The organism is Paenibacillus camerounensis (assembly GCF_000723885.1).
Lineage (GTDB): Bacteria > Bacillota > Bacilli > Paenibacillales > Paenibacillaceae > Paenibacillus_AQ > Paenibacillus_AQ camerounensis.
In genome coordinates this window covers 1-13,340 of the sequence record NZ_CCDG010000035.1, presented here as the reverse complement: position 1 = coordinate 13,340, position 13,340 = coordinate 1, and the positions used below count along the sequence as shown (strand labels likewise).

Here is a 13,340-nt window from a genome sequence, read left to right as displayed (position 1 = left end):
CCTGAATACAAGCAGAAACGGCTATGCCGCCCTTCGGAGAAGGCGGTAACCGTTCCTGCGAGAAAGATAAGGATTATGGATAGCGTATAACATATACATTCTTATTTTTTCAAAAAGGGGCTGACCCGGCAGCTTTTTCCAAGCTTTTGAGTCAACCCCTTTATTCTGTTCAATTATTAAGGCGATTTAATAGCGGCTCCTCTACAGCCTCCACAATGTCGCACAACTGGTAATTCCGGCGCCTACCGACCATAAGAAGAACAGGTCACCCGGCTCAAGCGTCCCGTTCTTCACCGCATGATGGAGAGTGATGAACGGGCTGCTGGTTCCGGTGTAGCCGTACCTATCCCCGATGTATGGAAATTTGGCGGTATCCTCCTCCAGGATTCCGGCGATTTCTCTGATCACGGTAAGGTTCAGCTGGCTCAGAATGTAATGCTTAACCTCGCTTTTGGCATAGCCCTGCTCTTCCAGCAGCCTCTCAATTCCAGTAACCGCAGTTGGAAACGCAACGTTGACGTTATACTCCGGATGCAGATAGATCTTCTTCTCCTCAAGCGTCTGCTGGTCATCGAACATCCGGGTTAATCCGCCTGACGGGAATAGCATATCTTCCGCCTTATGCGTGTTGGTATAGTACAAGGAATCAATCAGGCCGGAACCTCCATCCTCCACCCGCTCCAGCAGAACTGCGCAGGCTGCATCTCCGCATAAGCCTTTTGAAGCCAAATCTCCTTCTTTATAAAAGCGGGCAATCTGCTCCGATCCTACAACCAGCGCATATCTCACCCGCGGATTGGTCATCATCGCACGTGCCGCCTGATCGGCAGCTACCACCATCCCCACACAATTCGCATTGCTGTCATAGACGATACATGAGTGCTTGCCGCCAATCGCCTGATGCAAGAGCGCAGCGTCTGTCGGAGCACTATACTCATGTGTCCCGGAGGAGACAACGATCATGTCAAGGTCTTCGGGTCTTAGCCCGCTGCTCTGCAGCAATGCTTTGGAGGCTTCAATCGCCATGTAAAGCGTATTTTCTTCATAGGTTGTTGCATAGTAACGATCCTTACGGCCAAAATACTCCCAAATACCGATAAGCTTGTCTGCAGCTTCGCCAGCCTGTTCAGCCAATTCTTCATTGCTAACTTTGAATGGCGGATGGTACACTTCAGTTCCTGCAATTCTAACGTTAACCATAACGGCCCGCCTTTGTTAGTGTATTTGTCTTTTTCTCAGCGTTTCAGGTCACATCGTCCGCACTCTGCGCACTTTGGCTACCCTTTTACAATAGCCCACGCTTCATCAACCGTATCTACGAACTGTCCTTCGAATCCGGCTTTCGGAGCTACACGCTGTAATTGTCCCTTTGCCACAATCTTGCCCGGGTTAACCAATACGGCATGCTTAAAGCTGTTATATAGCACATAGCAGCGTTCCAGCACCGGCAGAATTTCCGGCTTAAAGGGCGCCATATCCGAGCAGTCAATAATCAGCGACATCTCTTTAAGCGGCAAATGCGGCATTTGGGCTTCGAACGTATCAACCTCTTTGATCGTCTCATCCAGGTCGGCAAAGCCGTGGAGGCTGATAAAGATGGTATTCGATTCAGGGTGCATTGTAGTTTCTGCGATCATGTTAGTACAACTCCAGTTCTGTTTAATAGTTTTGTTGACGAGCAATCAGAAATTTTAGAATACAATCATTGGTTTTCATTTCACACGGCAAATTCTCCAGGCAAAATGGCTTGTTTTGTGTATTAGAGCATGTCTGCAACTCTCCTTTGGCCTATTTAGACAGCAAAAAAACCAAACTACATGAGCGTCCCCGCTGTCATACCGCTGTATATGCGGGTTAGACCGGTGGCTTTGCGTCTTCCGCCTTTCGGCGGAGTTGCCTTTGTTCATCAGCTGGCGCCTCAGAATTACAAACATATTTGGTATTTAGTGTCTAGCACTATTTATAATTCGACATAAAGCAGCACATTCCTTCTTTTGCCGGCGGCGGCATAACAAAAGTGCCCGCTAAGGGGCACTTTTGTAAATAGCATCTCTTCTTTTATAAAGAGCGTTTACTGTCAGCAACTGTAGGTGTCATTGATTATTGGGCGGAGAGCTGTTTCAAGTATTCTGCGGATTCATAGCCGGACAATTAATGGCGCTCGTGAACAGCAGAATGGATCATATTGTGTTCACAAGAAACTGAGCCTTCCGGCCGCTTATAAACGCTTCAGTTCCACAGCTTAACAGGCCCGGCAATCTGGCAGCTCTATAAAAAAGCGGCGCATGCCGCTTGTACCGTAATCCGGATACAAGCCGACCTGCGCCGCTTATTCTAATGTTACATATAAATATCAATGACTGTTCTCTCAGGATCTGCAAGGCGCTGGATCTCTTCACGCGCAATCCGGAGGCCGCCAAGACGGTAAGGATTAGCGAGCCGCACAGCCTGTACCTCCTGGCCGTTAACAGCTGCCGAGCGCAGTCCGCCCTCTTTGCAGTGATATATAAAGGTCACGGGTGAGCCTCCGTACTCAAACTCAAAGCGTGTACCATCCAGCTCAGCAGGCAGTACCGGGTCAAGAATCAGGTCTCCGCCCTCTTCGCGGATGCCCAGTACATTAGAGATGAGCTGATTCATGTAAATTCCCGGACCGCTGGAATAGATTCTCCAGCCGCCTTTGACCGGAACGGAGCCGTCACGCAGCTCCTGGAAACGCTCCTGTGCTTCATACCGGTTGTCGAATTTGCCGTCGGAGCTGCTGAAGTAGGCATTGCTCTGGCGCAGCTCGGCATTCGGCACAGCATCGCGGATTCCAACCGGATTAATGGTCGCGAGGCCCTTCCAGACCTGATCGGTCTTGCCGGTCTTCGCCATTGCTTCTACAAAACGGATATGGGCGTGCACATACTGTAGTCCGATTTCCCGTCCGAAATTAGCCGCCTGCTCCGCACGTTTGAAATGCGTGCTGACACCGCCGGCATACTGTGCCGGATGGTTCATCAGCCGTACGCCGTCCGGGCACAGGAACTGGTCCTGAATCAGCGTGTAGTGCGCCTCCATCTGCTCGGGAGTAAGCAGCTCGCCGATCATGCTGCGGGTCATCGGCAGCAGGCGGTACTGAATACCGGTCTCCTTGTCCTCCGGATGCAGCATCAGCTTAGCCTGATCAGGATCTTCGAAGTACAGGAAGCCCGGAATTACCTCAGTGCCCAGCATATAACGGTTGAAGTCGGCTTTGATGCCTTCAGCCATTTGCTTCAGCTCCTCCGACCAGCCGGCATCTGTATCCCTGAGAACATTGGAGAGGCCCAGAACGGTCTGGTAAGTCAAGGCCACTGTCCAGCTGCTGACCATATACTGCTTCAGCTGGGCATTTGCCGGCTGCAGCGTATCATCCCAGTCTCCATCCCCGTATGAAGACAGGCAGGTGTCATGCAGGAAGTGGGCTTTGATATATTCCAGCTCCTTAAGTGCATGTTCCCTCAAGGTGAAGGCAGTCTCTGTGAAGTCAAAGCTGTGCTTGCGGGTATACGGAATCTGCTCGTCCAGCACTGCATAATCGCGGGTTGCACGCAGATAATCGCCTAATACCTTGAGCGGCCACACAATAATATCACCATGGCTCTCTTCCTGCTGGACCGAAGTATACCTGTCGAACATGAACCATTGCGGCCAATTGCCGTCATCCTCATACTGGTGGGCAAAGACGGTCAGCAGGATCTCACGTACCTGTTCGTATTTGTGGGTGGCCAGGAAATATTCAACAGGTCCCTGGCACACATCCCTCGTCCCCCAGGCTGCGCCGCCATACTGCTCCAGTCCGTGAGGAACAGAATAGTGGACCAGCATATTATGGGTATACCACCAGGCCAGGGCATTTACCTTAAAGAGCTCTGCCTGTTCTCCGCTTTCCTTCTTCAATTGGAAGCCGTTCATGACACCTGCCAGGAATTCACGGTAATTCTTCGTCTCCGCTTCAAATCCGGCAGCGGCCGCCGGACGGGACTCTCCGTCAAGCATTCCTTGGAATGTAAGCGTCCATTCACTGCTTGCATCAAGCTCAAGCACGGTCAGGGAAGCGCTGCCAGGCTCTGCTCCTGCTGCCAGCAGGGATTCATCACCGGTTCTGAAGGCAGCACCCTCTACAGTGATTTTGTAGGCCAGCTCAGGATAAACAGCTGTACTAAATCCCTCGTCATCGGCCCGGAAGACCAGCCCGCCGTCAGCAGACGGTTCCATCTGATAAGGAAGCTCATATTCAGCCACATTCATGGTAATCTGGTTGCTGACGAGGAAGCGGTATGCTTTCCCGCTTGCCGAAGCGACATGCAGACGGATTTCAGGCGCTTTGGCCGCAGTGTAGTTCGTAATTATAAAGGTGTCTCCGGCCGATTTATAATGCCACCGGGCATAGTTGAAGCCGATCTCGAACAGCGACGGCATCGTCAGCAGACGGAACTGCCCATCCAGCTCAACATAGATCCGCTGGCCTGATGTTTTATTAACATTCAGCGCATTGCGGGCATTGGACAGCATTTTATTGAAATTGGTATTGCCGACCACGACCTGGGAATTAAAGATTCCGTACATGTAAGAGGTAGTAGTCATCACCTCTGCATCCAGCCGGGCATTGTCTCCGCTCATCAGAATATGCCCGTGCGGGCGTTCCACAAGCAGCTCCTTGCTCTTCAGGACAATATGCTCATAGGTGCCGGTAAAGAAAGCTAACAGCTCACCATCCTGCCGTTCCTCCTGGAACCGCTGCGGGAACAGGGTGTCCAGCTCGGCAATGGACAACGCCAGCGTCTGTAGCGGAGTTCCTATCCGGGCAGCGGCTGGTTCCGGGACCTGGTTATTGTTGCCTTCCGGCTTCACCGGCGCCAGCTTTTGCACACTGCTCCAGGCAGTCTGCAGCTCACCGGCATATTCCAGCCCGGTCACTGCCGCAGGATGATCCTCGCGGAACAAGCCGTAGAAGGTAAATGCAGCTTCACCGTCCAGCTCAGTCTTTGGCGACTGCAGTGCTGTATAAGCAAATTCATATTGATACACCTTATTATCGAGATTATCCTGATACAGTGCTTCCGGTCTGTCGGTTTCCTTATAGGACAAGCCGAAGAACTGGAAGCCGTCCGTGGAATAACCGGCGGCTCCGCCGATCAGTCCCTGCTGCAGATAAGGGAATTTCCCGCCCTGCGGCTGGTTCTGCCTTGAACAGACGACATATCCACCTGTCTGATCTATGAAAACGGCATGATCGATATATTGGGACAAATAAGCTTCATTGCTGGTCACTGCCCCCGGCGCGGCAATACCGACATCCTGGGCATAAATAACATCCAGCATGGCCGCCTTGCCCTCAATCCGGATATCCCAGAACCATATATCCGCTTCTGCCAGGGTAAAGGTCACCTGATAGGCAAGCTTCTCTGCGCTGCCATGGGCTCCGGTGTCCGCAGGAACTTCTCCCTGCCATATCAGCCGCTCCCCATCCCGGCTGAAGGTACTGCCTGACTTTACGCCAAGCAATGGATAAGCCCGGATGCCGTCCGGCTGATACAGGCGGATATACAGATTGCCAGCAGCCCCGTCTATACCGTTGGCCAGCAGCTGGTTAATCATCATCTGGCCGCCTGATGCCTGATACAGGTCTCCGCTCTCCAGAAACGTAAAGGTAAGACCGCCTTTTTGCAGGTTCTGCTTAGTACCGGTTGCAGTTGTCATTTCTCTTCACTTCCTTATCTGATACGGCTCTACACCGCTATTATGTCTGTTAGGTTACTTCAGTAAAGTGAATCCGGCAGACAGCACATCACGGCTGTTCGCGCCTACATATACATGAAACCTGCCGCTGTCGCTGGCGACACTGAGATCGCTGTGATGATACCGCAGCTGTTCCTCTCCGATAATAAAGACTACTTCCGTACTTTCGCCGGGAGCCAGCCCGACCTGACGGAATGCCTTCAGCTCCTTGACCGGACGGACTACCTCACCGGAGATGTCGCGTATATACAGCTGAACCGTTTCGGTTCCTGATACATTGCCGGTATTGGTCAGGGTCACCTTCACCTCAAGCGGCTGATCTGCTGCCAGCGTATCTGCAGAGAGCGTAAGCCCATCATAACTAAAGGTAGTGTAGCTAAGTCCATATCCGAACGGCAGCAGAGGTTCGTTAGGGGCATCAATATATTTGGAGATATACCGGTTGCCGTCCTCAACCTCCGGCTTAGGCCGGCCCGTATTGAAATGGTTATAATAGACCGGGATCTGGCCTGCTGAAGCAGGGAACGACATTGTCAGCCGGCCGGAGGGATTCACCCTGCCGTACAGCAGGTCTGCCAGGGCGGCTCCGCCTTCACTTCCCGGGAACCAGGCTTCCAGCACTGCATCGGCCTGGTCGTATACACCGTACAGATCAAGCGGACGGCCGTTGAACAGCACAGCGACCACGGGCTTACCGAGCTCCTTCATCAGCGAGATCAATTCCAGCTGCGCCTCCGGCAGCCTGATATTGGTGCGGCTGCCGCCTTCGCCGCTCATATCGGACGATTCGCCGACAGCCAGCACAATCACATCGGCCGCCTCAGCCGCACTCAGAGCTGCCGCCTTCTGCTCTGCAGTAATGCTCTCTATGCCAGAGCCTTCTGCTATTGTTATACGATCAGGATTGCCAATTACTGACCGCATGGCATCACTGAGCTTCACCGCATGTTCCGTAGAGCCGGTCCAAGACCACCAGCCCAGAATATCGCCACTGTCCGCAAAAGGTCCGATTAAGGCCACCCGCTGCTCCGGCCGGAGCGGTAATACACCGCTATTCTTGAGCAGTACACTTGATTTCTCTGCCAGCTGCCGGGCCGCCTGACGGTGTCCGGCGGAGAATACGATCTCCTTCTCCAGCACAGGATCTGCCCCGCGCATCGGGTTGTCGAACAAACCGAGCTTTTCCTTGAGCTGCAGGATGCGCAGCACCGCTTCATCAATCAGGGCTTCATCAACAATCCCTTCATCCACCAGCTTAGGCAGATGATGCAGATAACTGGTTGTCATCATGTCGATATCCACGCCGGCCCGGATTGCCTTAAATGCCGCTTCTTGATCATCTTCAGCCGCGCCGTGCGCGACCATCTCCTTAATGGATGCCCAGTCGGAAATAATAACCCCGTCAAAGCCCCATTCTGTGCGCAGCAGGTCACGAAGCAGCCTGCTGTTGCCTGTTGCCGGAATGCCGTCCACGATGTTGAACGAGGTCATCACCATCTCGGCTCCGGCATCTACAGCCGCTTTATACGCAGGGAGATAATATTCACGCAGCTGCCGTTCGGACAGGTCAACGGTGTTATAATCCCTTCCGCCTTCGGCAGCGCCGTAAGCGGCAAAGTGCTTAACGCATGCGGCCACACGGGAGTAATCACCTGAAAGGTCTTCACCCTGGTAGCCCTTAACAAACGCCTCCGCGAACACACTATTCAGGTACGGGTCTTCGCCGGTCGATTCCATCACCCGGCCCCAGCGCGGATCACGGGTCAGATCGACCATCGGTGCAAAGGTTACGTGCAGGCCGGAGACAGCGGCTTCCCTTGCTGCAATCTCGGCGCTCTTCTCAGCCAGCTCCGGATTCCAGGAGCTGCCGATGGCCAGCGGAATCGGGAAGATGGTCTTAAAGCCATGGACGATGTCGGCCATGAACAACAGCGGAATACCCAGCCTGTTATGCTCCAGATGGGCCTTCTGCACCGCCATCATTTTATCCGCACCCGCTATGCCCAGAACAGAACCGGCATTACGGACAGCCTCACTGCTGATACCCAGCTCTTCCATCGGACCCGTAATCTCTGATTCGTCACCCGGCTCATCATAGAACGGGGCCGCCAGCTGCAGCAGCTGGGCTATTTTTTCGTCAAGGGTCATTTGCTTCACGTATTTGTTGTATAAATGCTCAGACATTGCTGTAATCCCTCCATCAAAACGACTTAACTCAAATCGTTTCTTTCTCCTAAACCCTTTATTTATAGGTATAAATTAAATTTCGTATTAACAATTTCATAAACGTTTCTATTTATTTCGATACAGCTCCAATACTTGCATTCATGTCCGCCCGGCAGATGTAGAGCATGAAGCGGAAGCGTAACTCCCGCTTATGCAGACATTCCGGTTATCCCTGTATTTGTACCGATCTGCGCTCCATCAGCTCGATCTTAAGCTTATAGAAATCGTTCACCGCATCCCCGTTCAGCATCTGGAACAGTAAATGGCCTGCCAGAGAGCCTGATTCATACATCGGCTGGCGGATCGTCGTCAGCGGAGGCTGAATGTATTCAGCCAGCTGGATATCGTCGAATCCGATGACTGATATATCCCCGGGCACCGTTACCTTCGCTTCTTCAAAGGCCTTCATTCCCCCGACTGCCATTTCATCGTTTGCATAAAAAACTGCCGTCGGCAGCTCCCCCTGCATTAACATCATTTTGGTCGCTTTATAACCGCCCTCACGGATAAAGTTGCCGCTGAGCTTCCATTTGGCTTTTTCCGTCAATCCGGCTTCATTCATTGCCCGCAGATACCCTTGATACCGCAGCGCATTATCATAGGAATCCGCCGGCCCGCTGATATAGGCAATCGAGCTATGGCCGTTCTCTATCAGGTGCCGGGTAGCGCTGTAGCCCCCCTGCTCGCCGTCAACAACAACATTAATCAGCCCTTCGCCGGCAATCAGCCTGTCCATGACGATGATCGGAAACCGCGGTCCGGCAGCGGCATGCAGGATCTCATCTGAAATGTTATGGGCCAGCACAATGGCGCCGTCCACCCGCTTTTCCATCATATAACGTACAGCTGTCGAGCCTTTCCCGCCCATGGAGCTGCAGGCAATCAGATCATAGGAATTCGATAAGGCCACGTCCTGAATACTGCGGATCAGCTCCGAATAATAAGGTCCGGATAAATCCCGTAGAATAAGGGCAATCGTATTGGTCCGGCTCCGCTTCAAATCCATGGCAAAGCCGTTTTTCTGATAATTGAGCTGCCGTGCTGCTTCCAGCACCTTTTCTCTTGTTTTGGCGCTGACCCTGCTGTCACCGCTCATGGCATAGGAGGCTGTAGAGAGTGCAACCCCTGCCAGCTTAGCCACGTCCTTGATTGTTGCCATCTTTGTTCAATCCTTCCTGAGCGCTGCAATTGGTTAATTATACTATTTCATGCCGGATATCGTATATCCTTCTATGATATGTTTCTGGAAGAAGACAAATATGATAATAATCGGAATGACCATGAAGGCAGCGCCCGCCATCTGCAGACCAAACTCCGTTCCGTACTGCCCCTTGAGCAGCGATAATCCCACAGAAAGCGTATAAAGGCGTTCATCATTGGCAATAATCAGCGGCCAGAGGAAGCTGTTCCACGCCCCGATGAAGGTCAGAATCCCCTGAACGGCAAACACAGGCTTAACAATTGGCACAATCAGCTGGAAAAAGATTCTCAGCTCACCCGCCCCGTCCAGTCTTGCCGCTTCCAGCAGATCCATCGGAATGGTCGTCATGAACTGGCGGAACAGGAAGATTGCGAAGGCTCCGACCAGACCCGGCAGGACGATACCCGCCATTGTGTTGACCAGCCCCATCTGATTGATAATCAGATAAGTCGGAATCATGGTAACCTGTCCGGGAATCATCATCGTTGCCAGTATAATATAGAAAAATTTATTCCTGCCCGGAAATTCGAATTTGGCGAACGCATATCCGGCCATCGCGTTAAGGAACAGTCCGGCAAAGGAGCATAGAACGATAATCAGCGTATTTTTCAAATAGATGAGAAAGTCCATTTTTACAAACAGATCCCGGTAGTTATTAAATGTAGGGTTGCTCGGAAACAGCGACGGCGGAATCACCGTGAACTCATTCTCCGGTTTAAAGGATGAACCGATCATCCAGATAAACGGCACCATCATCAGCAGTCCCCCGACGACGAGCAGCGTAATCATAATTGTTTTTTCCAATCTCTTCATTCTGAGAGCCATGCCCGTATCCTCCTTCATAAGCATGCGGTTTCAGCCGGTGCTTAATATTCCACTTCTTTCTTTTTGACCGCGAATTGAATCAGAGTCGCTATGATAATGATGATGAACAGCACGAATGAGCCGGAGGCCGCATAACCGAATTTGCTGAGCTGGAACCCGTTATTGTATATAAAGAGCGCCATCGACATCGTCGCATTCAGCGGTCCGCCCTTGGTCATTACCAGCGGCTCCTCGAAGAATTGAATCCAGCCGATCAAGGTCGTAATGGTCACAAAGAAAGTAGCGAATCCAAGCAGCGGCACTGTGATATAGCGCAGCTTTTTCCAGCCTGTTGCCCCGTCTATTTCAGCAGCTTCATAATAAGAACGGGGAATGCCCTGCAATGCCGCCAGGAAAATAATCATATTCAAACCAAGCGATTTCCAGAAGGCCAGCAGGATCAGTGAGAACTTCGCCAGGACCGGGTCCTGAAGCCACTGCTGCGCCGGTAAACCGAACCAGGAAAGGACATAGTTGAGTAACCCGTAAGACCCGTTATATAAATCCCCCCATACGACCGCTACCGCCACAATGTTGGTAATGGAAGGCATATAGTAGATGACCCGGAAGCTTTTGAACAGCCAGCCGGTACCGTAGTTTAGCAGAAGTGCCACTCCCATGGAGGCAAGCACGACCATCGGAACACCGACCACTACGTAAATCAGGGTATTATACATCGCTTTTAGGAAAATAGGATCTTTAAAAATATCGATATAGTTACTGATGCCGACCCCGCTGATGTTCGAATAATCCGCAAGGCCGACCAGGTCCATATCCGTAAAGCTGATTACCAGTGCAATAATGATCGGAATGATCGAAAACAGCGTCAGCAGAATGACTGCCGGAGCGATAAACAGATATGGCACCTTATGCTTGTTCAGCTGCTTTACAAATGAGCTCACTTGCCACACACCCTTTCCTTTCTTCCCCCTCTTCCGTGCGGAAGAGAAACAAGCTGACTGCCGGAAACTCAGCCTCTAGAGAGATCCCGGCAGCCCGCCTGAAGGTGAAGTCTTATTTATTTATTGCCAAGCAGCTGATTCGCTTTATCGTTCAGCTTGTCCAGCTCAGTCTGCGTATCAGCTCCGCCGATTGTGATCTGTTCGAAGGCTGCCATAGCGGCCTTGGCAATCTCTTCATATTCTCTGACAGTCGGCGCAGGACGGGAATTCTCCAGCTGCTTACCGAAAGCGGCAATCATCGGATCGCTCAGCGCCTCATTGGACCAGACTGCCTTCACTGCAGGCATGGAATTCGAAGTTTCATAGTATTTCAGCTGTGCTTCCTGCTCCGCCATAAAAGCGATGAACTTGGCCGCTTCATCAGGGTTCTTGCTGTAATTAAAAATCGACAGATCCGCACCGCCGATTGAGGAGGTGTTCGTTACTTTGGCCGGCAGGGTAGTTACCGCCCACTTACCGTCAATCTCCGGCGCTTTGTCTTTTACAGTCTGGATCATCCAAGGCCCGCTGATGAACATCGCCATTGTGCCTTCTTTAAATGCTGCTACCGTATCAAGATCGGTACCTTTTGGCGACAGCCCTTCATCGTAGAAGCTTTTCAGGAAGTCAACCGTTTCGACATAGGCGGGCTGATTGAACTGCGGCTGACGGTCTGCGTCAATGATGTCACTGCCGTTCTGCCAGGCAAAGATAACAGGATAGATCGAGTCTTTACCTTCAATCGGCAGGGCGTAATGGCCGGCGCCGCCTTTCTCAACCAGCTTGCGGCTGGCATCCTTCAGCTCATCCCATGTCTTGGGACCTTCAGGGTAGCCTACCTCGCCTAGCAGATCCGTCCGGTAGAACATTGCGCGGGTCTCAACATAGAATGGAATCCCTACTGTTGTATCTTCATATTTAGTGGTTTCAACAGCACCGTCGAAGAAATTCTCCGGTGCCATGCTCGGATACTGCTCAATATACGGGGACAAGTCTTTTAGAGCTCCGGCAGCGGCAAATTCAGGAATCCAGGTTGTACCCATCTGTACAACGTCCGGGCCGCTCTTGGAGGCTACGGCAGTCAGCAGCTTATCATGTGCAGTATCCCAGGGAATGGCTTGGACATCTACTGTAATGCCGGGATTGGCAGCCTCATACATATCTGCGATCGGCTCTACCGTATCCGCTGTTCCCATGAACCAGACCTTCAGCGTCTTGTTATCTCCGGAAGCTGCATTGTTTGAATTGCCGCAGCCTGCCGCAACCATGGAGAAGCTCAGTAAAAGTGCTGCTGCTGTTAACCCTTTTTTCTTTGTCATTGTTCTTTCACCCCTGTTGTAGTGTGTGCCAAACTTGTTTTTGCTATGAAATAAAGCCCTTACATCGAAACGTTTCGATTTATTTCGAAAAAAAATTCGAGTTTCTGCATCTTGTTCACCACCCCAATAACCTGCCAAGGATAGTATTAACCTGTAATCCGGCGGTTGAAACAAGATTAATAACGCTTTCATCAACATTTTTCCGTTATAGGCTTCCAGACAGAAGTTATTTCTACTTTATCTACTCGAATCGTTTCGATAACCATATTATAAGTCTATGTGTTAGCGATTTCAAGTACCTGACACAAAAAACTTTTCCGGGATTCCATTCGTATCAGCGTACACAAAAAAAGCCGGAAGCTGCTTCAACTGCGGATTGCGCATTGAAACAGCTCCCGGCCTTATTCTATTTAAATCAGCTGGTATAAATAAACGAGACTACCCCGTTGGTGAAGGTCACGTAATTATAGCTGGCATACTGCCAGGTCTCGACGCGGATGCCGCCTCCTACGGCAGCAGACTTGCTGGACGGTGTACCCCAGCTTAACTCGACCTGCTGCTTAGTCATACCGATGCTCACGTATCCTGCCTTAATATCTTCCCATACTTTACTTGACCACTTATAGGTTTTGTAAGGATCAGCTGTCAGAAACTCTTCTTTATCAGCCAGCGTACTTATTATCTCCGCTCCGGTCATCTCATACGTTTTCAGTACTTTTCCTGAAGCAAGCTTCATGGCAAGAACGAAACTTCCATTATAATCAGGAAGCACATCAACGATGGTTAGTTTTTGAAACCGGTAATTGACATCAAAAAAGTTGACCCAGTAGCTTTTGCCGATCAGCTTCACCAGGTTTCCCTGTGCTTTTTTCTTATAGATAAGGGCGGTTTGCTTCGTCTGTACCTGCATTTCGGCCTTGCCGAAGGTTATCGTCATGCTCTGAACAGAAGAATTCCAATCAAGCCCGGCTCCGAACGCCGACTTTAGCAGCGCTGCCGGAAACACCGTTACGCCATCTATAG

General features: G+C 51.2%; 8 protein-coding genes, 1 pseudogene and 1 riboswitch. All 9 genes and pseudogenes read right to left on the bottom strand.

Annotation, left to right across the window (positions count from 1 at the left end; translation table 11 throughout):
- Positions 1 to 201 precede the first annotated feature (201 nt).
- A complete protein-coding gene (locus tag BN3772_RS12930; protein WP_042199879.1) occupies positions 202 to 1,200 on the bottom strand; it encodes a ketoacyl-ACP synthase III in 999 nt (332 codons plus the stop codon).
- A gap of 77 nt (positions 1,201 to 1,277) precedes the next feature.
- A complete protein-coding gene (locus BN3772_RS12925) occupies positions 1,278 to 1,637 on the bottom strand; it encodes a hypothetical protein (RefSeq protein ID WP_052380488.1) in 360 nt (119 codons plus the stop codon).
- A gap of 180 nt (positions 1,638 to 1,817) precedes the next feature.
- Positions 1,818 to 1,908, bottom strand: a riboswitch (cyclic di-GMP riboswitch).
- A gap of 432 nt (positions 1,909 to 2,340) precedes the next feature.
- Positions 2,341 to 5,727, bottom strand: coding sequence for a GH36-type glycosyl hydrolase domain-containing protein (locus BN3772_RS12920; RefSeq protein ID WP_042199878.1), 3,387 nt, complete (start codon positions 5,725 to 5,727; stop codon positions 2,341 to 2,343).
- A 54-nt stretch (positions 5,728 to 5,781) separates the two neighbouring features.
- Positions 5,782 to 7,950, bottom strand: coding sequence for a beta-glucosidase BglX (bglX, locus tag BN3772_RS12915; protein WP_042199877.1), 2,169 nt, complete (start codon positions 7,948 to 7,950; stop codon positions 5,782 to 5,784).
- 208 nt (positions 7,951 to 8,158) lie between these two features.
- Positions 8,159 to 9,151 (bottom strand): LacI family DNA-binding transcriptional regulator, encoded by a 993-nt coding sequence (locus BN3772_RS12910; RefSeq protein ID WP_042199875.1) that lies wholly within the window; start codon positions 9,149 to 9,151, stop codon positions 8,159 to 8,161.
- Positions 9,152 to 9,193: 42 nt separating this feature from the next.
- Positions 9,194 to 10,018: a carbohydrate ABC transporter permease gene (locus tag BN3772_RS12905; RefSeq protein WP_042199874.1), complete on the bottom strand. Its 825-nt coding sequence runs from the start codon at positions 10,016 to 10,018 to the stop codon at positions 9,194 to 9,196.
- A gap of 41 nt (positions 10,019 to 10,059) precedes the next feature.
- The gene (locus tag BN3772_RS12900; RefSeq protein ID WP_042199873.1) at positions 10,060 to 10,959 is read right to left on the bottom strand and encodes a carbohydrate ABC transporter permease; all 900 of its coding nucleotides are present in this window, start codon (positions 10,957 to 10,959) and stop codon (positions 10,060 to 10,062) included.
- Positions 10,960 to 11,075: 116 nt separating this feature from the next.
- A complete protein-coding gene (locus BN3772_RS12895) occupies positions 11,076 to 12,317 on the bottom strand; it encodes a sugar ABC transporter substrate-binding protein (RefSeq protein ID WP_042199871.1) in 1,242 nt (413 codons plus the stop codon).
- Positions 12,318 to 12,732: 415 nt separating this feature from the next.
- Positions 12,733 to 13,340 (bottom strand): annotated as a pseudogene (locus BN3772_RS12890) (stalk domain-containing protein); the annotation flags it as partial.